Source organism: Corallococcus sp. AS-1-12, from assembly GCF_020036995.1.
In the GTDB taxonomy this organism is placed as follows: Bacteria; Myxococcota; Myxococcia; order Myxococcales; family Myxococcaceae; genus Corallococcus.
Genome location: NZ_JAIQDD010000007.1, coordinates 85,005 through 108,732, shown reverse-complemented (window position 1 = coordinate 108,732; position 23,728 = coordinate 85,005). Strand labels below are relative to the sequence as shown.

Annotated in this window: 22 protein-coding genes; 14 read left to right on the top strand and 8 right to left on the bottom strand. The window is 71.4% G+C overall.

Annotated features, from left to right (window positions below; all coding sequences use genetic code 11):
* Positions 1-14: 14 nt before the first annotated feature.
* Both K8556_RS14235 and K8556_RS14230 read left to right on the top strand, forming a co-directional pair.
* Complete coding sequence (locus tag K8556_RS14235) at positions 15-281, top strand: hypothetical protein (RefSeq protein ID WP_223740611.1); 267 nt, start codon at positions 15-17, stop codon at positions 279-281.
* Positions 265-450: a hypothetical protein gene (locus tag K8556_RS14230; protein WP_223740807.1), complete on the top strand. Its 186-nt coding sequence runs from the start codon at positions 265-267 to the stop codon at positions 448-450. Before K8556_RS14235 ends, K8556_RS14230 begins: the two co-directional genes overlap by 17 nt.
* 31 nt (positions 451-481) lie before the next feature.
* Here K8556_RS14230 and K8556_RS14225 read toward each other — a convergent pair whose 3' ends face one another.
* Positions 482-1,675 carry an ABC transporter substrate-binding protein gene (locus K8556_RS14225; RefSeq protein ID WP_223740610.1) on the bottom strand — a complete coding sequence of 398 codons (1,194 nt, stop codon included), beginning with the start codon at positions 1,673-1,675 and terminating at the stop codon, positions 482-484.
* 157 nt (positions 1,676-1,832) lie between these two features.
* On the opposite strand from K8556_RS14225, the gene K8556_RS14220 reads away from it, so the two are divergent.
* The 7 genes from K8556_RS14220 to sufT are packed head-to-tail and all read left to right on the top strand — an operon-like array spanning position 1,833 to position 8,091.
* Positions 1,833-2,330 (top strand): SUF system Fe-S cluster assembly regulator, encoded by a 498-nt coding sequence (locus tag K8556_RS14220; RefSeq protein WP_223740609.1) that lies wholly within the window; start codon positions 1,833-1,835, stop codon positions 2,328-2,330.
* Entirely contained in the window at positions 2,327-3,766 is a 1,440-nt protein-coding gene (gene sufB, locus K8556_RS14215) for a Fe-S cluster assembly protein SufB (protein WP_223740608.1), read from the top strand. Before K8556_RS14220 ends, sufB begins: the two co-directional genes overlap by 4 nt.
* Entirely contained in the window at positions 3,766-4,548 is a 783-nt protein-coding gene (gene sufC, locus K8556_RS14210; RefSeq protein ID WP_223740607.1) for a Fe-S cluster assembly ATPase SufC, read from the top strand. Before sufB ends, sufC begins: the two co-directional genes overlap by 1 nt.
* Positions 4,545-5,855: a Fe-S cluster assembly protein SufD gene (gene sufD, locus K8556_RS14205; RefSeq protein ID WP_223740606.1), complete on the top strand. Its 1,311-nt coding sequence runs from the start codon at positions 4,545-4,547 to the stop codon at positions 5,853-5,855. The genes sufC and sufD overlap by 4 nt, the downstream gene beginning before the upstream one ends.
* Positions 5,852-7,081, top strand: a complete 1,230-nt coding sequence (locus K8556_RS14200) for a cysteine desulfurase (RefSeq protein WP_223740605.1) — start codon at positions 5,852-5,854, stop codon at positions 7,079-7,081. Before sufD ends, K8556_RS14200 begins: the two co-directional genes overlap by 4 nt.
* On the top strand, positions 7,078-7,530 hold the full coding sequence (gene sufU / locus K8556_RS14195) for a Fe-S cluster assembly sulfur transfer protein SufU (protein WP_223740604.1): 453 nt from the start codon (positions 7,078-7,080) through the stop codon (positions 7,528-7,530). Before K8556_RS14200 ends, sufU begins: the two co-directional genes overlap by 4 nt.
* Before the next feature lie 9 nt (positions 7,531-7,539).
* On the top strand, positions 7,540-8,091 hold the full coding sequence (gene sufT / locus K8556_RS14190) for a putative Fe-S cluster assembly protein SufT (RefSeq protein WP_223740603.1): 552 nt from the start codon (positions 7,540-7,542) through the stop codon (positions 8,089-8,091).
* Between the two features lie 10 nt (positions 8,092-8,101).
* Here the strand turns inward: sufT and K8556_RS14185 are convergent, their stop codons facing one another.
* On the bottom strand, positions 8,102-8,767 hold the full coding sequence (locus K8556_RS14185) for a type 1 glutamine amidotransferase domain-containing protein (RefSeq protein ID WP_223740602.1): 666 nt from the start codon (positions 8,765-8,767) through the stop codon (positions 8,102-8,104).
* Positions 8,768-9,001: 234 nt separating this feature from the next.
* Here K8556_RS14185 and K8556_RS14180 point away from each other — a divergent pair, with 234 nt between their 5' ends.
* On the top strand, positions 9,002-10,174 hold the full coding sequence (locus K8556_RS14180; RefSeq protein WP_223740601.1) for an isoaspartyl peptidase/L-asparaginase family protein: 1,173 nt from the start codon (positions 9,002-9,004) through the stop codon (positions 10,172-10,174).
* A 60-nt stretch (positions 10,175-10,234) separates the two neighbouring features.
* Here K8556_RS14180 and K8556_RS14175 read toward each other — a convergent pair whose 3' ends face one another.
* The 5 genes from K8556_RS14175 to K8556_RS14155 all read right to left on the bottom strand — a co-directional run bounded on the left by K8556_RS14175 (position 10,235) and on the right by K8556_RS14155 (position 17,730).
* On the bottom strand, positions 10,235-14,011 hold the full coding sequence (locus K8556_RS14175) for a tetratricopeptide repeat protein (protein ID WP_223740600.1): 3,777 nt from the start codon (positions 14,009-14,011) through the stop codon (positions 10,235-10,237).
* Positions 14,012-14,096: 85 nt separating this feature from the next.
* Positions 14,097-15,977, bottom strand: coding sequence for a serine/threonine-protein kinase (locus tag K8556_RS14170; RefSeq protein ID WP_223740599.1), 1,881 nt, complete (start codon positions 15,975-15,977; stop codon positions 14,097-14,099).
* Positions 15,978-16,106: 129 nt separating this feature from the next.
* Positions 16,107-16,691 (bottom strand): GAF domain-containing protein, encoded by a 585-nt coding sequence (locus tag K8556_RS14165; protein ID WP_223740598.1) that lies wholly within the window; start codon positions 16,689-16,691, stop codon positions 16,107-16,109.
* Between the two features lie 243 nt (positions 16,692-16,934).
* A complete protein-coding gene (locus K8556_RS14160) occupies positions 16,935-17,204 on the bottom strand; it encodes a hypothetical protein (RefSeq protein ID WP_223740597.1) in 270 nt (89 codons plus the stop codon).
* A 268-nt stretch (positions 17,205-17,472) separates the two neighbouring features.
* Positions 17,473-17,730 (bottom strand): hypothetical protein, encoded by a 258-nt coding sequence (locus tag K8556_RS14155; protein WP_223740596.1) that lies wholly within the window; start codon positions 17,728-17,730, stop codon positions 17,473-17,475.
* A gap of 336 nt (positions 17,731-18,066) precedes the next feature.
* Between K8556_RS14155 and K8556_RS14150 the strand changes: the two genes are divergently transcribed.
* From K8556_RS14150 to K8556_RS14135, 4 genes are all read left to right on the top strand, one after another.
* Positions 18,067-18,528, top strand: a complete 462-nt coding sequence (locus K8556_RS14150) for a hypothetical protein (protein WP_223740595.1) — start codon at positions 18,067-18,069, stop codon at positions 18,526-18,528.
* A gap of 73 nt (positions 18,529-18,601) precedes the next feature.
* The gene (locus tag K8556_RS14145) at positions 18,602-20,029 is read left to right on the top strand and encodes an ATP-binding protein (protein ID WP_223740594.1); all 1,428 of its coding nucleotides are present in this window, start codon (positions 18,602-18,604) and stop codon (positions 20,027-20,029) included.
* Positions 20,026-21,387, top strand: coding sequence for a sigma-54 dependent transcriptional regulator (locus K8556_RS14140; RefSeq protein WP_223740593.1), 1,362 nt, complete (start codon positions 20,026-20,028; stop codon positions 21,385-21,387). Before K8556_RS14145 ends, K8556_RS14140 begins: the two co-directional genes overlap by 4 nt.
* Before the next feature lie 167 nt (positions 21,388-21,554).
* The gene (locus K8556_RS14135) at positions 21,555-23,297 is read left to right on the top strand and encodes a L,D-transpeptidase family protein (RefSeq protein ID WP_223740592.1); all 1,743 of its coding nucleotides are present in this window, start codon (positions 21,555-21,557) and stop codon (positions 23,295-23,297) included.
* Here K8556_RS14135 and K8556_RS14130 read toward each other — a convergent pair.
* Positions 23,294-23,710 (bottom strand): secondary thiamine-phosphate synthase enzyme YjbQ, encoded by a 417-nt coding sequence (locus tag K8556_RS14130; RefSeq protein ID WP_223740591.1) that lies wholly within the window; start codon positions 23,708-23,710, stop codon positions 23,294-23,296. The two genes, K8556_RS14135 and K8556_RS14130, sit on opposite strands and share 4 nt — an antisense overlap.
* Between the last annotated feature and the right edge of the window lie 18 nt (positions 23,711-23,728).

Genomic DNA, 23,728 nt, shown 5'->3' with positions numbered 1-23,728 from the left:
CGATGAGCCGTTTCATGAAGCAGGTCCTGATGCTGTCGCTGGGCGCGGGCGCGCTGCTGTGGGGCCCGCGGGCCTTCGCCGGCGTCAGTTGCGAGCGCCGCTGCGCGGACGACAAGGCGAAGTTCGAGAAGGTGTGCAAGGAGAAGGCGAAGAACGCCGGCCCCTACTGCCTGAAGGTCGCCGGCCAGGCGCGCGACAAGTGCATGAACCAGTGCCGCACCGGCAAGAAGGGCGGCGGCGGCGACACGACGATGGAGGTGCCCGGTGAAGACGCGCACTAGCCTGAAGCAGGCCCTCCAGCGCGGCCAGGCCATGTCGGAGTACGGCGTCATCACGGCGGCGTTCTTCGGCTTCACCGTGATGAGCTGGCCGTTCCTCGTCCAACTGCTGCGGGCCCTCAACACCTACTTCCAGTCCATCTACTACATCATCCAGTCGCCCATCCCCTGACGCACCGGGGACGGGCGGCCGGAGCGCGGCTTCAGGGCTTCACGGTGGTGACGAACACCGCCTTGCCGCCCTCCACCTTCATCACCACGGCCTGCTTCACCGCGTCGCGGTTGGCGTCCAGGTTGATGGTGCCCGCCACGCCCGGGAAGTCCTTCGTGGCCGCGATGGCGTCCCGCAGCGCGGGGCCGGACGTGTCCGGCGCGCGCTTCATCGCGTCCACCAGCAGGCGCGCGGCGTCGTACGCCAGCACCGCCACGCTGTCCGGCACGGCGCCGTAGGCGGACTTGTACTTCTTCAGGAAGTTCTGCACGACGGGGTCCGGGTTGTCCGGCGAGTAGTGGTTGGAGAAGTAGCTGCCCTCCAGCGCGGAGCCGCCCAGCTCGTACAGCTTGTCGGAGTCCCAGCCGTCACCGCCCAGCAGCGGCACGCGCAGGCCCACCTCGCGCGCCTGCCTCGCGATGATGCCCACGTCCGTGTAGTAGCCCGGGACGAACACCGCCTCCGGCTTCATGTTCTTGATGGACGTGAGCTGCGCGCGGAAGTCCGTGTCGCCCTTGGAGTAGCTCTCGTTGCCGGCGATGGTGCCGCCGAACTCCTTGAACTTCTGGTTGAAGACGTCCGCCAGCCCCACGGAGAAGGCGCTCTTGTTGTCCGTGAGCACCGCCACCTTGGACAGCTTCAGGTTCTCCCGCGCGAACTTCGCCATCACCAGGCCCTGGAACGGGTCGATGAAGCAGACGCGGAAGATGTAGTCGCCCTTCTTCGTCACCTCCGGGCTGGTGGAGGTGGGCGTAATCATGGGCACCTTCGCCGCCTGCGCCTTGTCCGCCATGGCCATGGACACGGACGACGCGGCCTCGCCCAGGAGCGCCACCACCCGGTCCTGCGCGATGAGCCGCGTGGCGGCCTGGGCGCCTTCCTCCGGACGGCCCTGGCTGTCGTAGACGCGCACCACCAGCTTCTGGCCGCGCACGCCGCCCGCGGCGTTGGCCTCCTGGAGCGCCAGGTCGATGCCGTTGCGCGCGGAGATGCCGAAGGTGGCCTCGGAGCCGGTGAGGCTGCCCACCTCGCCAATGAGGATGCTGCCCTCCGGCGGAGGCCCGGCAGGCGCGGCGGTGGCGCTGCCCCCCTGCGTGGCGGGCGCGGGGGCCGGGGCGGACTTCTTCTCACAACCCACCAGGGCCAGGGCCAGCGTGGTGAGCAGGAGGGGGAGGGAACGGCGCATCGGTAGGGCTCCTCGAGGGGGAGACGGACACGAAAAGCGGACGGCCCCACCCTAGCTCGTTGTGGCCCGATTTGAATGTGGACTGCGATGGTCCAGATTACATAAGAGGCCGTCGCGGGCATCGGGCCCGCGGACAGTCCCGAGGAGACACCCACTCATGCTCCGGATGAGCAAGATGACCGACTACGGCATCGTGCTGATGACCGAGCTGGCGCGCGCGGACGGGGAAACCCGCACCACGCGAGAGCTGGCGGCGCGCACGCATGTCGCCCTTCCGTCCGCGAGCAAGGTCCTGAAGGGCCTCTTGCAGGCGGGCCTGGTGGTGTCACACCGGGGGGCGAGCGGCGGCTACGGCCTGTCTCGTCCGGCGGAGGCCATCTCGCTGGCGGAGCTGGTGTCCGCGCTGGAGGGGCCGGTGTCCCTCACGGAGTGTGGCCAGCACCCGGGCAAGCCCGCCGGGCCCTGTGAGCTGGAGTCCGTCTGCCAGGTGCGCGGCCACTGGCGCCTCATCAACCAGGCCATCCAGGAAGCGCTGGGGAAGCTGACGCTCGCGGACCTGCGCGCGCCCGCGCCCCGCATGCCGGAGCGGCTGGTGGGCCTGGGCCTGCCGGCGTCCGTCGGCGCGCCTGCTTCCGTCACGGGAGTCCGCTCATGAGCAGCACCGAGACCATCCAGGAACTCACCCGCAAGGGCTACCAGGCGGGCTTCGTCACCCAGGTGGAGGCGGACACGCTGCCGCCCGGCCTGGACGAGGACGTCATCCGCGTCCTGTCCGCGAAGAAGAACGAGCCGGCCTTCATGCTGGAGTGGCGCCTGAAGGCGTACCGCCACTGGCTCACGCTGAAGGAGCCGTCGTGGCAGGCGGTGAAGTACCACCCCATCGACTACCAGGCCATCCGCTACTACTCGGCGCCCAAGCAGAAGCCGAAGAAGGACAGCCTGTCGGAGGTGGACCCCGAAATCCTCCGCACCTACGAGAAGCTGGGCATCCCGCTGGAGGAGCAGAAGCGCCTGCAGAACGTCGCGGTGGATGCCGTCTTCGACTCCGTGTCGGTGGCCACCACGTTCCGGGAGAAGCTCTACAAGGCGGGCGTCATCTTCTGCTCGTTCTCCGAAGCGGTGCGCGAGCACCCGGAGCTGGTGGAGCGCTACCTAGGCACGGTGGTGCCCTTCTCCGACAACTTCTTCGCGGCGCTCAACTCCGCGGTCTTCAGCGACGGCTCGTTCTGCTACGTGCCCAAGGGCGTGAAGTGCCCCATGGAGCTGTCCACGTACTTCCGCATCAACGCGGCGGACACGGGCCAGTTCGAGCGCACGCTGCTCATCGCGGACGAAGGCGCCTCCGTGAGCTACCTGGAGGGCTGCACCGCGCCCATGCGCGACACCAACCAGTTGCACGCGGCGGTGGTGGAGCTGGTGGCGCTGGACGGCGCGTCCATCAAGTACAGCACGGTGCAGAACTGGTACCCGGGCGACGCGGAGGGCAAGGGCGGCATCTACAACTTCGTCACCAAGCGCGGCATCGCGCACCGGGGCTCCAAGATTTCGTGGACCCAGGTGGAGACGGGCTCGGCCATCACCTGGAAGTACCCCAGCGTCATCCTCAAGGGGGATGACTCGGTGGGCGAGTTCTACTCGGTGGCGCTCACCAACCACCGGCAGCAGGCGGACACGGGCACGAAGATGGTGCACATCGGGAAGAACACCCGGTCCACCATCGTGTCCAAGGGCATCTCCGCCGGCCGCGGGCAGAACACGTACCGGGGCCTGGTGAAGGTGCTCAAGAGCGCGGCGAACGCACGCAACTACACGCAGTGCGATTCGCTCCTGCTGGGCGACAAGTGCGGCGCCCACACGCTGCCGTACATCGAGGTGAAGAACGCGACCGCGCAGGTGGAGCATGAAGCGTCCACGTCGAAGATTGGCGAGGACCAGCTCTTCTACTGCCGGCAGCGCGGCATCTCGCAGGAGGACGCGGTGTCGATGATCGTGAACGGCTTCTGCCGGCAGGTCTTCAAGGAGCTGCCCATGGAGTTCGCCGTGGAGGCGCAGAAGCTCTTGGGCGTGAGCCTGGAAGGGAGCGTGGGGTGATGGCGTCGTTGTTGAGCATCCAGGACCTGCATGCCCGCGTGGGCGGCAAGGACATCCTGAAGGGCATCAACCTGGAAGTCGGTGCCGGTGAAGTGCACGCCATCATGGGGCCCAACGGCTCCGGCAAGAGCACGCTCGCGGGCGTGCTGGCGGGGCGTGAGACGTACGAGGTGACGAAGGGCTCCGTGCTGTTCGACGGCAGGGATTTGCTGGGCACGCCGCCAGAGGAGCGCGCGAAGGCGGGCGTGTTCCTGGGCTTCCAGTACCCGGTGGAGATTCCCGGCGTGGGCAACCTGCACTTCCTGCGCACGGCGCTCAACGCGCAGCGCCGCGCCAAGGGCGAGGAGGAGCTGGACGCGATGGACTTCCTCTCCCTGGCCAAGGAGAAGGCGAAGCTCGTGCAACTGGACGCGGCGTTCATGAACCGCTCCGTGAACGAGGGCTTCTCCGGCGGAGAGAAGAAGCGCAACGAGATCTTCCAGATGGCGGTGCTCCAACCCCGGCTGGCGCTGCTGGACGAGACGGACTCGGGCCTGGACATCGATGCGCTGCGCGTCGTGGCGGGCGGGGTGAACGCGCTGCGCGCGAAGGACCGCGCCATGGTGGTGATCACCCACTACCAGCGGCTCCTGGACTACATCGTGCCGGACCACGTGCACGTGATGTCGGCGGGCCGCATCGTGCGCTCGGGCGGACGCGAGCTGGCGCTGGAGCTGGAGGAGAAGGGCTACGGCTGGATTGGCGCGGAGGGCGCCGGCAAGGCGAAGGAGGCCCGGCCATGAGCGCTTCCCACTACGTGGAGGTGGCCCGGGCCTTCCAGGCGCGCGCCGCGGCCCCCGCGTGGCTCCAGGCGCTGCGTGAGGAGGGCCTGAGCCAGTTCCAGGCGCGCGGCCTGCCCACGTCCAGGGACGAGGAGTGGAAGTACACGCCCGTGGCCACGCTGTCGTCGCACCCGTTCCAGCCCGTGCGGGACGTGCCCGCGGGCGAGGACGTGGTGCGGGCGGTGGCGCGGCTCTCGCTGCCCGGCCCCCGGCTCGTGTTCGTGGACGGGAGCTTCGTGCCGGCGCTGTCGGTGCTCACCGGCCTGCCGCGCGGCGTGGTGCTCAAGCCGCTGTCGCAGGCGCTGCGCGAGGACGGGGCGCTGCTCCAGGAGACGCTGGGCCGGTTCTCCCGGCCGTCCGCGCATGCCTTCACGTCGCTCAACGCGGCGCTGCTGGAGGAAGGCGCGCTGCTCACGCTCGCGCCCCGGGCCTTGAGTGAAGTTCCGGTGCAGTTGCTGTTCCTCGCGCGCGGCGGCGACGGGCCGGTGCTGGCCAGCCCGCGCGTCGTCGTGGTGGCGGGCGAGGGCAGCGAGGCCACGCTGGTGGAGACGTACGCGGGCCTGGGCTCGGGCGCGACGTTCACCAACGCGGTGACGGAGGTGTCGCTGGGGGACAACGCCAGCCTGCGCCACTTCAAGCTCCAGGCGGAGGGCGACACCGCGCTGCACCTGGGCGGGTTGTATTCGCGGCAGGGGCGGGACAGCCGCTTCCAGTCGCACGCGTTCTCCTTTGGCGGAGCACTGGCTCGCAACGAAGTGCACGCGGCCTTCGCGGGCGAGGGCGGCGAGTGCGTGCTCAACGGCCTGTTCGTGGGCCGGGGCACGCAGCACCTGGACAACCGCACGGACCTGGACCACGCGGTGCCGCACTGCTCCAGCCGCGAGCTCTACAAGGGCGTGCTGGACGACCGCGCGCGCGGCACCTTCCACGGGAGGATCCGCGTGCGCGAGGACGCGCAGAAGACGGACGCCAGCCAGCAGAGCCGCAACCTGCTGCTCTCCGAGGGCGCGCAGGTGGACGCCCGGCCGCAGTTGGAGATTGAAGCGGATGACGTGAAGTGCGCCCACGGCACGGCGGTGGGCCGGTTGGATGACAACGCGCTGTTCTACCTGCGCTCGCGCGGCATCCCGAAGGTGGAGGCGGAGCGGATGCTGACGCGGGCGTTCGCCAGCGAGCTGGTGCGCGCGGTGCCGGAGGGTCCGGTGCGCGCGCGGGTGGAGGCGTTGCTCGCGGAGAAGCTGCCGGGGACGGCGGAGGTGATGGGATGAGTGGACCTGGATTCGACCTCGCGCGGGTGCGCGCGGACTTCCCCATCCTCCGGCAGGAGGTGCGGGGCCGGCCGCTGGTGTACCTGGACAGCGCCGCCACGGGACAGAAGCCGCAGGCGATGCTGGACGCGCTGACGCGCTACTACACGCACGACAACGCCAACGTGCACCGGGGCGTGCACATCCTCTCCGAGCGCGCCACGCAGGCCTTCGAGGACGCGCGCGAGACGGTGCGCCGCTTCATCCACGCGAAGGACGTGCGCGAGGTCATCTTCGTGCGCGGCACCACGGAGGCCATCAACCTGGTGGCCGCCACCTACGGCCGCAAGCACGTGGGCCCGGGGGACGAGGTGCTCATCTCCGCCATGGAGCACCACTCCAACATCGTGCCCTGGCAGATGGTGTGCGACGCGGCGGGCGCGAAGCTGCGCGTGATTCCCGTGGATGACCGTGGCGAGCTGCGCATGGACGCCGTGGACGCGCTGCTCACGGAGAAGACGCGCCTGCTGGCGATTACCCACGTGTCCAACGCGCTGGGCTCCGTGAACCCCATCAAGGAGCTGGTGGCGAAGGCGCACGCGAAGAACATCCCGGTGCTGGTGGACGGGGCGCAGTCGGTGACGCACTTCCCGGTGGACGTGCAGGACCTGGGCTGTGACTTCTACGCCTTCAGCGGGCACAAGCTCTTCGGGCCCACGGGCATCGGCGTGCTGTACGGCAAGCTGGCCATGCTGGAGTCGCTGCCGCCGTACCAGGGCGGCGGGGACATGATCCTCTCCGTGACGATGGAGAAGACCGTCTACAACCGCGTGCCGCACCGCTTCGAGGCGGGCACGCCGGACATGGCGGGCGCGGTGGGGCTGGCCGCGGCCATCCGCTACCTGGAGGCCCTGGGCATGCAGAACGTGTCCCAGCACGACCAGTGGCTGCTCGCGTACGCGACGGACGCGCTCCAGTCGATTCCGGGGCTCAAGCTGGTGGGCACGGCGCCGCGCAAGACGGGCGTGCTGTCCTTCACGCTGGAGGACGTCCACCCGCACGACGTGGGCACCATCCTGGACCAGGAGGGCATCTGCATCCGCACCGGGCACCACTGCGCCCAGCCGCTGATGCAGCGCTTCGGGGTGGCGGCCACGTCGAGGGCGTCGCTGGCGCTCTACAACACGACGGAAGACGTGGACGCGCTGGTGAAGGGCCTGCACAAGGTGAGGGAGGTGTTCGCGTGAGCTCGGACCTCAAGGACCTGTATCAAGAGGTGGTGCTGGAGCACTCCAAGCGCCCGCGCAACTTCCGGGTGGTGGAGGGCGCCACCTGCGCGGCGGAGGGCTACAACCCGCTGTGCGGCGACCAGCTCTCCGTGACGCTCAAGCTGGAGGACGGCGTCATCCGCGACATCGGCTTCCAGGGCCAGGGGTGCGCCATCTCCAAGGCGTCCGCGTCGCTGATGACGGGCGCGGTGAAGGACAAGACGCGGGAGGAGGCGCAGGCCCTCTTCGAGCGCGTGCACACGCTGGTGACGGAAGGCCCGGACAAGGTGGACGTGGAGGCGCTGGGCAAGCTCGCGGTGCTGTCGGGCGTGAGCGAGTTCCCGGCCCGGGTGAAGTGCGCGAGCCTGGCGTGGCACACGCTGAACGCGGCGCTGGACGGCCGCACCACGTCGGTGTCGACGGAGTAGGGAGGGGTCATGCGAGGCGCGATGACGGTCATCGAGCGCGACGTGGACGCGATGCTCATCCCCAGCGGGGACAAGGTGTTGCTGCCGGCGGGCTCGGAGTTGACGGTGGTGCAGACGCTGGGCGGCAACGTCACGGTGCAGGACCCGTACGGCCAGTTGTTCCGCATCGACGAGAAGAACGCGGACGTGCTGGGCGAACAGTACGCCGCCAAGGCGAAGCCGCCCGAGGCGAGCGTCACGCCCGGCGAGTTTCACGAGGAGCAGGTCTGGGAGCAGCTCCGCACGGTCTACGACCCGGAGATCCCGGTCAACATCGTGGAGCTGGGGCTGGTGTACACGTGCAAGGCCACGCCGCTGGACGAGGGCGGGCAGCGCGTGGACATCGAGATGACGCTGACGGCGCCCGGCTGCGGCATGGGGCAGGTGCTGGTGGAGGACGTGCGCTCCAAGGTGTCCGCGCTGCCCGGCGTGAAGGAGGCGAACGTGGAGCTCGTCTGGGAGCCCCAGTGGGACCAGAGCCGCATGTCGGACGTGGCGCGGCTCCAGTTGGGTTGGATGTGAGCGCCCGGCGTTAGGCCAGGGCCTTGCGGCCCCGTGCGACCAGGCCCAGCGTGGCCGCGGCGGCGAGCCCGCCCGCGAGCCACCGGGGCCAGCGCGGCGCGGCCTCCGTGGGGGCGCGGCGGGCGATGGCGGGCGACATGCGCTCCGCGAAGAGCTCCACCAGGGCGTGCTCGAAGGCGAGCAGGTCGTGCGGCCCGCGGCTGGACACCCAGTTGCCGTCGCGCACCACGGGCTCGTCCGTCCAGTGCGCGCCCGCGTTCTCCATGTCGTTGCGGATGCCCGGCCAGGACGTCAGGTGCCGGCCCTCCAGCAGCCCCGCCGACGCGAGCAGCCACGGCCCGTGACAGATGACCGCGATGGGCATGTCCAACAGGTCCGCGTCCTTCACGAAGTCCAGCGCCAGGGCGCTCTGCCGGAGGAAGTCCGGGTTCATGAAGCCGCCGGGCAGGAGCAGCGCGTCGAAGTCCGCGGCCTTCACGTCGCGCAGCGTCGCGTCCACCCGCACCTTGCGGCCGGGCACCAGCAGGTTCATGCCCCGGATGCGGCCCTTGTGGAGGGAGACGATGGTGACGTGCGCGCCCTCTCGCTCCAGGCGCTTCACCGGCCGCGTCAGCTCCACCTGCTCGAAGCCATCCGCCGCCAGCACGGCCACCTTCATCCCCTTCAGCTTCTTCATTGCCCCGTCCTCCCGGATGTCCTGCTGTCTGGCGCTGCCTACAGCCCGAACCTGCACGGTGCACATGCCCTGACGGGAGGGGAAGCGGAGGGCAGGCGGACAGGCAGGCGCTCGGGGTGAGGCCTTCTCGCTGGTGCATGCGGCGCGGCACCCGGCGGCGCTGGACGCCCTGGAGGAACGGCTTTACGACAAGGGGAGCCCGCCCGAGCGCGGGCCTCATTGGAGGCGCACGGCATGTTCCCCTCGTTTTCTTCCCGGATGCATCGCGGCCTGCTCGCGAGCACCGCGCTGCTCCTGGCCCCGCTGGGCTGCGCCACGTCGTCGCAGGCGGGCGCCGCGCGTGACGAGGCGGCCTTGCGCACGGACGAACCGCCGCGCGTGAAGCCGAAGTGGGGGCTGGTCATCCACGGCGGCGCGGGCGTGATTTCACGTGAGGACCTGTCCCCGGAGCGCGAGGCCGCGATGCGCGCCGTGCTCACGGAGGCGCTCCAGGCGGGGCACGCGGTGCTGGCGAAGGGCGGCCGCGGCATGGACGCGGTGACGGCGGCCATCCGCGTGATGGAGGACTCGCCGTACTTCAACGCCGGCAAGGGCGCGGTGTTCAACCACGACGGCGTGAACGAGCTGGACGCGGCGGTGATGGACGGCAAGACGCGCATGGCCGGCGCGGTGGCCGGCGTCCATCACATCCAGAACCCCATCGACCTGGCGCGGCTGGTGATGGAGAAGTCGCCGCACGTGATGATGGTGGGCGACGGGGCGGAGGCCTTCGCGAAATCGCAGGGCGTGCCCCTGGTGGACGCGAAGTACTTCTACACGGAGGAGCGCTGGCAGGGCCTCCAGCGCGCGCTGGAGCAGGAGAACGCGAAGGGGGCACCGCCCGCGGAGCAGGGGCAGCCGTCCACGCAGGGCCAGTCGCCCGTGACGCCCGCGCAGCCGCAGCCCGGCTCGTCGCTGACGCCGGGTGTGGACCCCGTCACGGGGGACCACAAGTTCGGCACGGTGGGCGCGGTGGCGTTGGACATGGACGGCAACCTCGCGGCGGGCACGTCCACGGGCGGCATGACCAACAAGCGCTTCGGCCGCGTGGGGGACTCGCCCATCATCGGCGCGGGCACCTACGCGGATGAGCGCTGCGCCGTCTCCGCCACGGGCCACGGCGAGTTCTTCATCCGCTACACGGTGGCGCGCGACATCTGCGCCCGCGTCGAGTACCAGGACCTGCCGCTCCCGGAGGCCGCCAACTTCGTCATCCACGACGTGCTGGTGAAGGCCGGCGGCGAGGGCGGCGTCATCGCCATGGACCGCCAGGGCCACGTGGCCATGCCCTTCAACTCCAGCGGCATGTACCGCGGCTACATCGGCGAGGACGGCACGCCCACCGTCGCCATCTTCCAGCAGCCGTAGGCAGGCGGCCGGGCCCGGCTCCGCGCACCACGGACGTGGCGCGCGGAGGCGGCTCGAAGGCTACTGCTTCACGAGGAACAGCTCGCGCACCTGGAGCAGGTCCACGTCACCGGCGAAGCCGGAGAACTTCTCGTACTCCGCCGGCTGGATGCGGGCGCGGGGCAGGTTGAAGGACTCGGAGATGGTGAGCGTGCGCCCGTCCTGCTTCTCCGTCCGGGTGTAGTGGCCGAACTGGCTGTCCACCTTCAGGCCCGCCTGCGGGTCGCTGAGCTTCCAGCCCTGGGGCAGGGTCACCGCGACGTTCGTGCGGCTGGCCTCCGTGTCGTCGATGTAGAGCGGCGTGGTGCGCGAGGACAACTGCACGTAGCGCCGGCCCAGCAGGGCGGGGAAGGTGAGGGGGCCCAGCGCCATGCGGCTGTCGCCCTCCATGCGCCCGAAGCGCGGCACGGTGAACGCGTAGCGCAGCACGAAGGGCGCGCCCACCTCCTCCTGGTGCTCCAGCTTCACGGACGACAGCTCCGCGCCGCCGAAGTAGCGCGCCACCGCGCCCTGGAGCGCCTGGTTGCGGCTCTCCGCAGAGAGCTGCTCGAAGGCCTCGGCGATTTGAGCGGCCTCGAAGCCGGAGTAGACCTCCTCGCCCTGGCCCTTGAGGCTGCCGTCCGCGCCCAGCTCCAGCGTGAGCTTCACGTCCTTGCCCGCGCGCGGCTTGAGCGGCGGCGTCTTCACCTTCTGCAGCGGCTTGCCGGGCTCCGGCAGCAGGTACGCCTCGCGCTCGCCCATGGCGGTCTCCGGCAGCTCGCCGAAGGGGCCATAGCGCACGGACGTGTCCAGCCACACCGGCTGCTCCCCCGGCACCTCCACGCGCAGCGCCGCGTAGGGCAGGAGCGCGTCCGCCGGGAAGAGGTACGGCGCGGGGTCGGTGTTGAAGGTGCGGATGGCCGCGATGCGCGACGGGATGCCCAGCGTCTCCAGGCCCGCCTTCATCACGGTGAGCCGGCTGCCCCGGTCCTGCGCCACGGTGGACGCCGCGGACTGCGCCAGGCTCGCGTCGCGGCCGGAGAAGCGCTTCATCACCGCCGCGTGCAGCGCCTTCACCGCCTCCAGGCCCTTCTTGCCCTCCGTGGCCTGGCGCGCGAACGCCTCCACCTCCGAGGTGCGGATCCACCGGTCCTGGAACGCGTCGCCGTACACGCGCGCCAGCCCGTCGTTGCCCGTCTCGCCCGCGCCCACCATCACGAAGGGCAGGTACTCGTTGCCGGAGGGCGGCGCGTCCGGCTCCGGGATGAACGGCGGCACGCGGCGCGCGTCGTAGTGGAACACCTCCGCGTCGCCCTTCACCTCCGGCGGCGGCGCCTTCATGCCGTGCGCGTCCACCTTCATGCCGCTGCCCTTGGGGGCCACGACGGTGTACGTGCTCCACGCGTTCGGCTGGTTGGCGATTTGAAAGTAGAACGCGGACGCGGTGAAGCCCGGCTGCGCGGGGCCCCGGTCGCTTTCGGGCAGCAGGTACTCCACCTCCACGGAGTCACCGACCTGCACGCCGGGCAGGCTCATGGTGTCCTTGCCCTCGATGTTCTCCGGCTCCAGCACGCGGCCGTCCGCCTTGAGCGTGCGCAGCGCCAGCACCTGGGCGCCGCGGGGGATGTTCACCTCCGCGATCTCCTGCACGCCGGACTGCTCCAGCGCCTTCTGGATGGTGTGGATGCGGTTGACGAGCGAGCCGTCCGGGTAGACCTGCACCGCCGCCGCGTCCAGCACGTACGCCGCCGCGCTGCCGCCCGTCACGGGCGCCGCCTCGTAGGCCTTCAGCGCCTCCTTGCCGTCGATGGCGTACGCCGCCAGCAGCTCCTTGCCCGTCTTCGCCCGCTCCACCGCGCGGCGCAGCGCCAGGTCCGTGCCGTCCAGCTTCAGCGCCTGCTCGCGCAGCTTCAGCGCCTCCGCGCCCTGGCCCGCGTACTCGCGCACGTCCGCCAGCCGCTTGAGGATCTCCGCGTTGCGCGGCCACACGGTGGACAGCGTCTGGAGCACCTTCGCCGCGTCGTCGTAGCGGCGCTGGCTCACGTAGACGCCGGAGAGCGCCGCCGCGGTGGTGAGGTTGTCCGGGTCCTGCGCGAGCAACTGCGTGTAGCCCTTCGCCGCGCCGTCCAGGTCGCCGCGCGTGCGCAGGTGGTCCACCCGCCGCGAGTCCGCGCCGGGGCAGCCCTCCTGGGCCTTCACCAGCTCGTCCGTGCGGGCCACCGCGTCGCGCCGGCGCGCCAGCGAGTACTGCAACCCCAGCGCCTCGCACAGGCCCGGCTGGGCCTCCAGCGCGGAGGCGAGGGCCACCTCCGCCTGCGCGTCCACGTCCAGCGCCAGCGCGGCGCGGGCCATCAGGAGGTGCACCGGGAAGCCCGCGGGCTTCACCGCGTCGCGCGCCGTCTTCAGCGTGTCCAGCGCGGTGGCCGGCTGGCCGTCATCCAGGAAGAGGTCCGCGCGCAGCAGCAGCGCGGCCACGTTGCCCGGGTCCTTCGCCAGCGCCGCCTCCAGGTCGCGCGTGGCCCGGCCTCGCGCCACCTTGGACGGGATGCCCCGGTCCTGCGCGGCCTGCTCCGCGCGCAGGGTGAGCAGCGCGGGCGTCGTCGCCTCCAGCTTCGCCATCAGCCGGTGCGTGCCGTCCAGGTCGCGCGCCAGGCCGTCGCGCACCGCGAGGAAGGTGCTCAGCGTCTCGCCGGCCTCGCCCTGGAGCGCCTGGGCCAGGTCCTCCGCGCCCGGGTACAGGTCCGGGGCCTCCACCTCGCCCGGGGCGCTCGCGTTCCAGCGCGGCGCGGGCCCGGTGGCGGCGGTGAGGCGCACGCCGGAGGGGCTGCCGTCCGCCTTCGCCAGCGCGAAGGAGAGGCCGCCCTGCGTGTTGTCGCGGGACATCTTCACCACGAAGCGGTGCTTGCCGGCGGGCAGCTCCAGCGCGCGCACGCTCACCGTGGACGCGGTGCGCGCCCAGTCGCGGCGCTCCAGCACGGGGGCGCCGTCCATCAGCACGCGGTGCGACGTCTGGCTCACCGTGCGCAGCACGTAGACGCCGGCCTGCGCGACCTCCGCGTCGATGCCCAGCGCGTACATGTCCCCGTGGCCGGGCTCGCCGCCCAGGTCCAGCCGGCCGTCCGGCGAGCGCAGCGTGCGCACCGCCAGCGGGCCGTACGCGCCCGTGAAGGGGCCCGCGAAGGAGCCGTCCTTCTCCGGCGCGATGGGCTCGTCGATGGCCAGCACGTGGAAGGGGGAGAAGGGGCCCACCAGCGTGGCCTCGCTGGCGCCGCCCAGGTCCTTGAGCGTCTGGGCCTGGGTGGCCGCGTCCCCGCGCAGGCTCGCCACGGACAGGCGCGCGGCGCGCAGCAGGTAGGCCGTCTCACCCCGGGCGCCCGCGGCGAGCCCCGCGTCCACGCCCTTGAGGATGGTGTCGTCCTCCGCGCGCGAGGTGCCCACGCGGTCCAGCACGTAGCGCGCGGCGATGACGGCCACCGGGTGTTTGGGGGCCCGCTTCACCAGCTCCAGGGACGCGGCGAGCGCGCGGTCGGACTGGCCGTTGCGGCGGGCGAGCAGCGCCTGCCCTTCCAGGGCGTACGGGTCGCCCGGGTCCTTCTTCACGGCGGCGTCGAAGCGCTCCTGGGCGAGCTTCGCGTCACCCGCGACGAGGTAGGCGTGGAAGCCCGCGAACGCGAGCGTGCGCGCCTCCGCGTCACCCTGGCCGGCCCGCTCGGCGGCGGACTCGAGCACGTGGGGCGCGACGACGGAGGAGGGCCGGGGGCAGCCGGTGAGGCCGGCGACGAGGGCGAGCGCGGTCAGGCCGCTGCGGAAGGTGCGCATAGGGGAGCCGAGGGATAATGCAATCCCCCCGGAGAGGCCATATTCCCCTTGCGGTGGCTGTTCGGCGCCGACCCCGCCCGGTCCCCTAGCGGCGCTTCGGGGTGGGCTTGGCGGGGGCCGCCTTGACCGGCGGGCGCTTGACCGGGGGCGGCGGCGGGGCGGGCTTCTTGGCCACCACGGCCTTCGCCGGCACCGTGTTGGCGGCCACCGTGCGGGGCGGCTGCTGCGGGACGACGACCCCCGGCGAGGACGTGACCTCCGTCACGGGCGCGGGCTTGTCCACCGTGTAGGTGAGCCCCTCGACGGTGCACGTGCCCTCGATGCAGCCGATGACCGGCGCCGGGGCCTCGCCGAAGTGGGCCTGCCAGTCCGGGCCCAGGTTCAGGGGCTCCGCGATGGGGCGCTGGTCCTTGCCCTGGCCGACGAAGGCCTGCATCACGCCGTCCTCGGTGACGAACAGCTCCAGCCGCACCTCGCCCTCCGGGGACGCGAGGCCCAGCATGGCGCCGCCGCGCTCGCCCAGGGACCACTCCAGGGTCAGCGGCGCGCCCGCGCCGTGGTGCACGAGCGTGACGTAGCGGCCGTCCCGGCCCATCAGCCCCAGCGAGGCCACCGGCTCCGGCGGCGGGCCGTCCCAGAGCTCCTTCAGGCGGCGCTTCCACGTGGCCGGCGGCGCTTCGGCGCGCACGCGCGCGGTCAGCCGGGCCACGCCGCCCACCAGCCCCAGCACGTCCACGCGCGCGCGGCCCACGTGCGACGCGTTCTTCTCGTCGTCCACGGGCGGGAAGACCAGGGCCTTGTTCTCGAAGTTCAGCGTGCGGCCGGCCACCAGCATCTGCGGCAGGTCCGGGCCGTCCCCCATGGTCACGCGGCGCTTGTCCGGGGTGACGTCCTCCACCCGGCCCGGGCCGTTGCGGGGCGAGTCCCGCAGCGCCTGGTCCATGATGGCCTTGCTCGGCAGCGGAAGCTGGGCGCGCACCTGCCCGCTGCGGTTGTACGCCACGCCCAGCACGCCCACGGCGGCCAGCACCGTCACGCCCGCGGCCGTCTGCGCCGTCACGCGCGCCGCGCGGCGCATGGCCGCCTTCGCCCGCTGCCAGCGCGTCAGCCGCAGGGGCGGCATGGACAAAAGGCTGCCGGGGACCAGCGGCTCCAGGTCCGCGATGAGCGCCGTGACGGACGGGTAGCGCTCGTCCGGATCCGGCTTGAGGCACCGCATCACGATGGCGTCCACGCGCGCGTCCAGGCCCGGGCGCTTGCGCGACGGCGGATCGAAGGTGCCCAGCGGCACCTCGCCGGTGAAGGTCTCGTAGAGGATGACGCCCAGGGAGAAGATGTCCGCTCGCGCGTCCGCGCTCTTCGCGTCCACGCGCTGCTCGGGCGCCATGTACGAGATGGTGCCCATGGACACGTGCGTGGACGTGAGCGCGAAGCGCGACGCCGCGGACGCGTCGTCCAGGAAGGACGCCAGCCCGAAGTCGGACACCTTCGCGATGCCGCCGGCCTGCTGATCCAGCAGGATGTTCTCCGGCTTCAGGTCGCGGTGGATGACGCCCCGGCCGTGCGCGTACTCGATGGCCCGGCAGATCTCGAGCATCCGGCGCAGCAGCACCGGCGTCTCCATGGACGGGCTGCGCATGAGCTCGCGCAGGGACGGCCCGTCCACGAACTCCATCACCAGGTAGTAGGTGTTGTCCGTCTTCCCCTTGTCGACGATGGCGACGACGTGGGGGTGGCTCAGCGTCGCCAGCGCCGCGGCCTCCTTCTGGAAACGCGCGATGAACGACGGGTCCTTGGCCAGGTCCGGGTTCAGCAGCTTCACCGCGACCGTACGGCCGAGCGAGAGCTGGGTGGCCTTGTGGACCTCTCCCATGCCTCCGGCGCCGACGAGCTTCTCCAGGCGGTAACCGCTGACGAGATCAGGAGGCCGGGAACGACTGATGGCGGTGGGCTCGAACGAGGACATGGGCGGGGAACAGGGCGGCGAGGGTAGCAGAAACGGGACGCCGCGTTACCGCTCCCCAGCGACCCTCCCGGCCCCCTCCCGCCCGCCGGGGGGGCGGGCGGCCATGACCCGGCCGGGTCCGGTGTCGGCTCAGGTGTCCCCGGCGACGGGGCGCAGCACGCTGGTGAGGTTGGTGCGCACCTGCGACAGCGAGGAGCGCATGTTCGAGTGCCGCACCGACGCGCCAATGGCCCGCGCCAGCGACTTGAGCAGGGAGATCTCCTCCGGGCGCCACAGCCGCGCCTGGCGGCAGTCCTCGAACGCCACGAACCCCCACCACTGCTTGGCCGGGACGATGGGGCACAGCAGCACGGACTGCACGCCCTGGCGCTCCAGCAGCTCGCGCATCATCGGCGGCGCTTCCCGGGTGGTGCAGGAGACCACCATCTGCGCCTCCAGCATGTCCGCCCACGCCATCGCGTAGTCGCGCATGGGCAGCGAGCGCAGCACCGGGTGCGCCAGCGGGGACACCACGCCCGGCTCCGCCCACGCGTAGCGCAGGTCCGTGAGGAACCGGCCCGCCAGGTTCGTGGTCCGGTTCTCGAAGAGGCACGCGCGGTCCACCTTCAGCGGGCGGGCCACCATGCCCAGCGCATCCGAACCCGTGGCCGGGCACAGGCCCTTGTCCAGGAGCAACCGCGACGCTTCGGACACCTTCGTGAACGCTTCCACCATGACCGTCTCGCTTGAAGGGGGGGAGGGGGACACCCCTTCCTGTCGTGGATGAGCCGTCATCCACACATGTCCTGTTATGCGCGATTCCTCTGTTCCTGTCAAATGGTGGTTTTACTGAAAACCCAAGAAGGAGCGAGGTGCGGTGGACCCGGGGCCTGGAAACGCGAACAGGGGCGCCCTCCTCATGGAGAGCGCCCCTGCCCGGGCACGACGTGGGTGCATCCCTGGGAGGAGGGACGCGGGCTACTGCGCGGACTTCTGGGAGGCGGGGGCCTTCAGGGGCTTCTTGCCGCCGGTGCCCTGCATCATCGTCTCCGTGCGGCCGGAGGGCGCGGCCTCCGTCGTCGCCCCGGTCTTGACCTCGGTCTTCGCGGGCGCGTGGGGGTCCGCCTGCACGTCGGTGGACGCGGGGGCCTTCGTCTCCGCGGCGGGCGCCTTGGCGGGGGCGGGCTGGGTGGGGGCGGCGATGGCGGCGGTGGCGGACAGCAGGGCGGCGACGAGGAAGGTCTTCATGGTGATGGGCTCGGAGTCTTGACGGCGGCCCGCGCTGGAGTGCGCCGGGCATCGTCATCGCGCCTTCAGATGGGGCGCGGGGTTTGTTTATTCACCCTGCGTCACGTGGCGCCGCTCGCGCGCGCCGGATGAAGGACCGCTGGAGTGACAACGATTCCGCTCCCACGCGCAAACGACAACAGGGGCGCCCTCGTGAGGAGAGCGCCCCTGCCGGGACCGCCTCCTGTCCGTCCCTTGGAGGCGGACAGGGCGCGAGTGAAGCGAGGGATCAGCCCTCGGTCTTCGTCTCGGTGGTGGTCTTCTTCTCGGTCTTGGTCTTCGTGCCCTTCTTGGTGGCCTTGCCCTCGTGCTTGGTCTCGGTCTTGGACTCGGTCTTCATCTCACCCTGCGCCTCGGCGGGGGCGGCGGCCTCGGCCTTCGCCTCGGCGGCGGGGGCCGGCTGCGCGGCGGGGGCGGCGGCGGGAGCCGGGGTGTTGGCGAACGCGGTGGTGGCGGCGAAGAGGGCGGCGACGATGACAGTCTTCATGGATGGCTCCGGGGACGACACGCCGACGCGGGATTGCATCGGTTGATGCCATGACCCTTGAGCACCCGCCGTGCCAGCACCCGTTTCAAGCAACTTCGCGGGGTTCTCCGGGTGGGAGCGGATCCGCCATGGGGAGAATCTCCTCAGTTGCGATTGCAACAATGGGTGCAAGCTCCCCAGGCAGGCGCACGTTGCTTTGACGGCAACGACGCTCTTCTGCAAGCTGCACCGCGACCTTCCGTCCCGAGCGCCACGCGCCGTGACATGAAGGGGAGCATGAAGCCCGGATGTCCTCGTCGTGCATGTCGCGCGGCCAGGTGTCGGGAGAGATGGCGTATGCGGCACCTGCTGGTGGCATGGAGTGTGGCGTGGCTGGGAGTGGGATGCGCCGCGACCATTCCCCCCGAGCGCCTCCAGGCCCAGGTGACGGAGACGGAGCGCTGGCAGCGCGAGTACCAGGCCGAGCGCGAGCGCACCGAGGCGCTGGCGGCGAAGCTGGCGGCGCTGGAGTCCGCGCTGGAGGAGCTGGCACAGGAGCGCGCGGAGGCGGAGCAGGCGCGCGCGGAGGCGGAGCAGGCGCGCACGGCGGCCACGGAGGAGCTGGCGCGGCTGGAGGCGGAGCGCCACACGCTGGAGGAGCACAACGCGCAGTTGTTGGCGCGGCAGCGCGAGCTGGCGGCGCTGCACGAGGAGCTGTCGGACGTCTGGTACGAGTCCGCGCTGGAGCGCGCGCGGCGGCGCACCCAGCCGCCCCTGCCGGGCGCCACCTCCACCGAGGCGGCCGGGCCGGTGCCGTGAGTCTCGCGTGGGCGTCCGTGACGGGACGCCCGCGGTTTCTTTCCCTGTCGACCCAAGGAGCGTCCCCGTGGCGATGAACTCGCGGACCCCCATCCGTGGATACCGCGCGGGTTTCTTCTTCGTGGTGACGCTCTTGTCGGGCGTCATCGGCTTCATGCTCTGGACGGAGGTGCGCACCGGGCATCAGGTGGACGCGCTGGTGCTGGAGGCCCTGGAGCGCGCGAGCCTCATCGGCCGCATCCGCGTGGACGTGATGTCGCTGGAGTCCGCCATCGAGGCGCACGTGCGCTCCAGCGGGGACGCGGAGCGCAAGGAAGCCGACGCGGTGATGGAGGACATCCTGGGCAGCATCCGGCAGTCCTCGGAGGCGTACATGCGCCACCTGCCGCCCGGCGAGAAGGAGATCTGGCTGCGCTTCAACGGCGCGTGCCAGGGGCTGGCGGACCAGGTGCGCGCGGCGGCGGTGTTCTCACGGCAGCGCGACGCGGAGCGCGCCCGGCGCCACCTGGTGGAGAGCATCCGCCCCCTGGCGGCGGAGGTGGACCAGTTGGCGGGACAGTTGGCCACGGAGAACGCGTCCGACGCGCGCGTGCTGGTGGGGAGGCTGGGCACGCTGCGGGTGCGCAACACGGCCCTGGGCGCGGCCACCACGCTCCTGGCCATCCTGCTGTCCATGCTGGTGGGCTGGCACATCATCTCCCTGCTCAAGCGCCAGGACGCCACCATCCAGGGACAGTTGGAGGAGCTGGGGCGGCACAACCAGGAGCTGGATGCGTTCACCCGGCGCGTGGCGCACGACCTGATGGGCCCGCTGTCCCCGCTCAAGGGCTACCTGACGCTCATCCGGCGCTCCGGCGCGGTGAAGGACCCGGGCGCGCTGGAGATGATTTCTCAGTGCGAGTCCAGCGCGGTGCGCATGGGCGAGCTCATTGAAGCGCTGCTGCGCTTCTGCCGCGCGGGCACGCGGGGCGACGGGACGATGGGGGAGCTGGACACGGCGGTGAGCACGCTCTTGCTGGAGGTGAGCCAGACGGCCACGGCGCTGGGCGTGTCGCTGGAGCGCGAGCTGGAGCCGGGCGTGCTGGTGGACTGTCCGGCGCAGTTGCTCCAGGTGGTGGCGCGCAACCTCCTGTCCAACGCGGTGAAGTACACGGCGGGGCGGCCGGATCCGCGCGTGAAGGTGCGGGTGGCGACGGAGGGGGCGGACGCGGTGGTGGAGGTGACGGACAACGGGCTGGGGATGAGCGCGGCGACGCAGGCGTCGCTGTTCCAGCCGTTCTTCCGGGCCGCGGAGGTGCGGAGCATCCCGGGGCACGGCCTGGGGCTGGCGACCACCCGGCGCGTGGTGGAGGCGCACGGCGGCACGCTCACGGTGCATTCAGAAGAAGGCAAGGGCACGCGGATCCGCGTGCGGTTCGCACGTGCGGCGCGCACTCCGGCGCCGCTTGTGGTGGAGTCCGGGGCGCAGCGCGACGCCTCCTCCATCCGCAAGGCCTCATGAGCACAGCCCGAATCCTCGTCGTCGATGATGATCCGCATGCGCGGGACCTGCTCCAGCGCCTCCTGGGCGTGCTGGGCCCGGTGACGCAGGCGCCGGACCCCAAGGGCGCGGCGGAGCGGATGGGCGAGCAGTCCTTCGACCTGGTGCTCACGGACATGGCCATGCCCGACCCGGGCGACGGCCTGAAGGTGCTCCAGTTGGTGCGGCAGCACCTGCCGGACACGCCGGTGATTGTCGTGACGGCGTTCGGCAACATCGAGGGCGCGCTGGACAGCATCCAGCAGGGCGCCTTCGACTACCTGTCCAAGCCGTTCGACGTGGACGCCATCATGCGGGTGGCGAAGCGGGCGCTGGAGCAGAAGCGGCTGGTGGAGGAGAACCGCACGCTGCGCAAGCAGGTGGAGCGCACGTCGCTGGTGGGCCGCAGCCAGGCGCTGCTGGAGGTCTACAAGCAGGTGGCCCGCGCGGCGACCAGCAACGTGCCGGTGCTGATTACGGGTGAGACGGGCACGGGCAAGGAGATGGTGGCGCGGGCGCTGCACAAGCGCTCGGCGCGCACGTCCGGGCCGTTCATCCCGGTGGACTGCGGCGCCATCACCGAGTCGCTGATGGAGAGCGAGCTGTTCGGCCACGCGAAGGGCAGCTTCACGGGGGCCTCCGGGGCGCGGCGCGGCCTGTTCGAGGAGGCCAACGGCGGCACGCTGTTCCTGGACGAGATTGGCGACGTGGGGATGAAGGTCCAGTCGCAGCTCCTGCGCGTGCTCCAGGAGGGGGAGATCCGCCGCGTGGGCGAGAGCGTCCCGGTGAAGGTGGACGTGCGGGTGCTGGCGGCGACGAACAAGGACTTGAAGGCGCGGGTGGCGGAGGGGACGTTCCGCGAGGACCTGCTGTACCGGCTGGACGTGGTGCACCTGCACCTGCCGCCCTTGCGCGAGCGGCGCGAGGACATCCCGGCGCTGGTGGAGCACTTCGCGTCGCTGCACGCGCGGGGCGGGGTGCGGCCGGTGGTGACGGCGGACGCGATGGCGCGGCTCACGGTGTACGACTGGCCGGGCAACGTGCGGCAGTTGGAGAACGTGATGGCGCGGGCGCTCGCGCTGAACGTGACGGGCGTGCTGGGGCCGCCGGACTTCCCGGAGCCCATCGGTGACGCGCCCAAGCGGCTGACGGGGCTCGCGGGGGATTTGCCGCCGCTCGCGGAGCTGTCCAGGCGCTACGCGGCGCACGTGCTCCAGCACGTGGGGGGCAACAAGAGCGAAGCCGCGCGGCTGTTGGGCGTGGACCGCAAGACGCTCTACAAGCTCCTGGAGGCGCAGGAGACGCCCGAAGGGATTCCGCCCACGGAGGGCCGGAGCTGATCCGCGGACGCACTTTCCGCCGTTCGTGGCAATCGCCGTTCAGGGCGCAAGGACTGCCCACCCGTGCGTAGGAGATCGCACCTGGGCCGACGTTGAGGATGTCAGCGCGGACCCGTACCGTTGCGGTCTGTATGCGCCGCCGCTGGTTCCCCCTCGGACTCCCCCTGTTGTTCTTCGCGTGCGCTCCGGTGGAGCCCCCCGCTCCCGCCGCGCCGGTGGATGCGGGCACCGTGACGGCGCGGGCCTCCGCGCCCGACGTGGAGGCCACGCCGCCGACGGAGTCCGCGCAGGCGCTGCGCTCCGCATGGCAGGCCACCGCGCCCGAGCCGGCCGATGGCGGCGGCGTCACGCATGCCACCGCGCCGGCCCTGCTGAGCGCCGTGGACACCACGGAGGACGCGGGCAGTGCGCTGTCACTGTCGCTGGAGCCCTCGCTGTCGCAGTCCACCGAAGCCCTGCCCGGCGAAGAGGAGCCCCAGGTCATCACCGAGTCCGAGGTCCCCGTGCTGGAGCTGGGGCCGGACGGTGAGCCGTTGATCGACGCGGACGATGACGCCACCGCGACCGGAACGGAGGCCCTCTCGCAGGACCTGGACGGCGGGAGCGCTGTCTCGAACGCTGACGGTGACGAGGACGCGGTCGCGGAGGCACCGCTCGCGGAGGTCGACGCGGGCATGGAGCCCTACGCCATCCCCTATGCACCGGATGCGGGCTCGCTGCGTGTGCGCCGCTCCATCGCTGTTCGCTCCGAGCCCCGGCAGGACTCCCCTTCGCTGGGCACCGTGGCCCAGGACATGCGCGTGAAGTGGCAGGGCGCGATGCGCGGACCGGATTGCGACACCTGGGTGCAACTGCAACCGCGTGGCTGGGTCTGCGAGCGCTACCTGGAACAGAACTTCCGCGAGCCCCGTGTCCGCCCGCTGCCCCGGGTCGAAGAGGGCGCGCTCACCCCCGGCGTCTACGCGCGCGTGGTGGGCCACCGCGTGCGCGCCTATCCAAGCCTCGCGCTCGCCCGGAAGAGGCGGCAGGGCGTGCTGCTCAAGGGCTCCGTCACCGTGAAGCTCCTGGGGCAGGTGAAGGTCGGCCGGCGCACCTTCTGGCGAACCTCCGACGGTCAGTACTTCGAGGCGCGCGTGCTGCGCGAGCACCGCCCCTCCGACTTCAGCGGCCTGGACGCGGAGGCGCTCGTGTCCCTGCCCATGCCCTTCGGCTGGGCCCAGTCCCGCACCGCCCCCCGCACCGACGTGGTGGTGCGCAAGGCCCCGGACGCGAAAGCGGAACGAGAGACGACCCTCCCGCCGCGCACGCTCGTCTCCGTGAAGGAGCTGTCCCCCAACGGCCAGTGGGTCCGCATCGCGGAGGACCACTGGGTGGCGCGCGACGACCTGCACGTCGCGTGGTCGCTGGCGTCCCCGTCCATCGTGGAGCCCGGCGCGCGCTGGCTGGACGTAGACCTGGAGGCCCAGACGCTCATCGCCTACGAGGGCGACCGCCCCGTCTACGCCACGCTCATCTCCTCCGGCAAACCCGGCACGGACACGCCGGAGGGGCTCTTCCGCATCTGGGTGAAGTTCGCGGAAGCCGACATGACGGGCAGCATGGGCAACGCCAGCTACCGCGTGGCCACCGTGCCGTGGACCATGTTCTTCGAGGGCGACTTCGCCCTGCACACCGCCTACTGGCACGACCGCTTCGGCGAACCCGTGAGCCACGGCTGCATCAACCTGGCGCCCAGGGACGCGCGAGCCCTCTACGCGTGGACCACGCCGGAGGTGCCCACCGGCTGGTCCATGGTCCACGCGATGCCGGACGACCCCGGCACCTGGGTGCGCATCCGGGGCCAGGCCCACGAAGCCCCGAAGAAGCGCCGCAAGGGCGCCCCCGTCGTCGCCGCCGTGCGGGACCTCTAGCCGCCCAGCACGGACACCGTGACGCGGCGGCGGTGCGGAGACGTGCGGTGCTCCCAGAGGTAGACGCCCTGCCACGTGCCCAGGTCCGCCTCTCCGTCCTTCACCGGGATGCTCAGGGACACCTGCGTCAGCACCGTGCGCACGTGCGCCGGCATGTCGTCCGGCCCCTCCGCGTCGTGCTGGAACAGCGGGTCGCCGTCCTTCACCAGCCGGGAGAAGAACGCCTCCAGGTCGCGCTGGACGACAGGGTCCGCGTTCTCTCCGATGATCAGCGACGCGCTCGTGTGGTGCAGGAACAGCGTGCACAGGCCCTCGCGGATGCCCGTGCCCTTCACCGCCTTCCGCACCTCACCGGTGATGTCCACCAGGCCCCGGCCTCGCGTGGACACCGTCAGCTCCTTCGACTGATACACCTGGAAACCCTCCGTCTC

Bases quoted from the DNA above. Each gene is read 5' to 3' on its own strand.
- K8556_RS14175 (WP_223740600.1), bottom strand. From the start codon at position 14,011: ATGCGCACCTTCCGCAGCGGCCTGACCGCGCTCGCCCTCGTCGCCGGC.
- K8556_RS14160 (WP_223740597.1), bottom strand. From the start codon at position 17,204: ATGAAGACCTTCCTCGTCGCCGCCCTGCTGTCCGCCACCGCCGCCATC.
- K8556_RS14170 (WP_223740599.1), bottom strand. From the start codon at position 15,977: ATGTCCTCGTTCGAGCCCACCGCCATCAGTCGTTCCCGGCCTCCTGAT.
- K8556_RS14225 (WP_223740610.1), bottom strand. From the start codon at position 1,675: ATGCGCCGTTCCCTCCCCCTCCTGCTCACCACGCTGGCCCTGGCCCTG.
- sufB (WP_223740608.1), top strand. From the start codon at position 2,327: ATGAGCAGCACCGAGACCATCCAGGAACTCACCCGCAAGGGCTACCAG.
- K8556_RS14235 (WP_223740611.1), top strand. From the start codon at position 15: ATGAAGCAGGTCCTGATGCTGTCGCTGGGCGCGGGCGCGCTGCTGTGG.
- K8556_RS14140 (WP_223740593.1), top strand. From the start codon at position 20,026: ATGAGCACAGCCCGAATCCTCGTCGTCGATGATGATCCGCATGCGCGG.
- sufD (WP_223740606.1), top strand. From the start codon at position 4,545: ATGAGCGCTTCCCACTACGTGGAGGTGGCCCGGGCCTTCCAGGCGCGC.
- K8556_RS14180 (WP_223740601.1), top strand. From the start codon at position 9,002: ATGTTCCCCTCGTTTTCTTCCCGGATGCATCGCGGCCTGCTCGCGAGC.
- sufC (WP_223740607.1), top strand. From the start codon at position 3,766: ATGGCGTCGTTGTTGAGCATCCAGGACCTGCATGCCCGCGTGGGCGGC.
- K8556_RS14155 (WP_223740596.1), bottom strand. From the start codon at position 17,730: ATGAAGACTGTCATCGTCGCCGCCCTCTTCGCCGCCACCACCGCGTTC.
- K8556_RS14150 (WP_223740595.1), top strand. From the start codon at position 18,067: ATGCGGCACCTGCTGGTGGCATGGAGTGTGGCGTGGCTGGGAGTGGGA.
- K8556_RS14165 (WP_223740598.1), bottom strand. From the start codon at position 16,691: ATGGTGGAAGCGTTCACGAAGGTGTCCGAAGCGTCGCGGTTGCTCCTG.
- K8556_RS14200 (WP_223740605.1), top strand. From the start codon at position 5,852: ATGAGTGGACCTGGATTCGACCTCGCGCGGGTGCGCGCGGACTTCCCC.
- K8556_RS14185 (WP_223740602.1), bottom strand. From the start codon at position 8,767: ATGAAGAAGCTGAAGGGGATGAAGGTGGCCGTGCTGGCGGCGGATGGC.
- K8556_RS14145 (WP_223740594.1), top strand. From the start codon at position 18,602: ATGAACTCGCGGACCCCCATCCGTGGATACCGCGCGGGTTTCTTCTTC.
- sufT (WP_223740603.1), top strand. From the start codon at position 7,540: ATGCGAGGCGCGATGACGGTCATCGAGCGCGACGTGGACGCGATGCTC.
- K8556_RS14220 (WP_223740609.1), top strand. From the start codon at position 1,833: ATGCTCCGGATGAGCAAGATGACCGACTACGGCATCGTGCTGATGACC.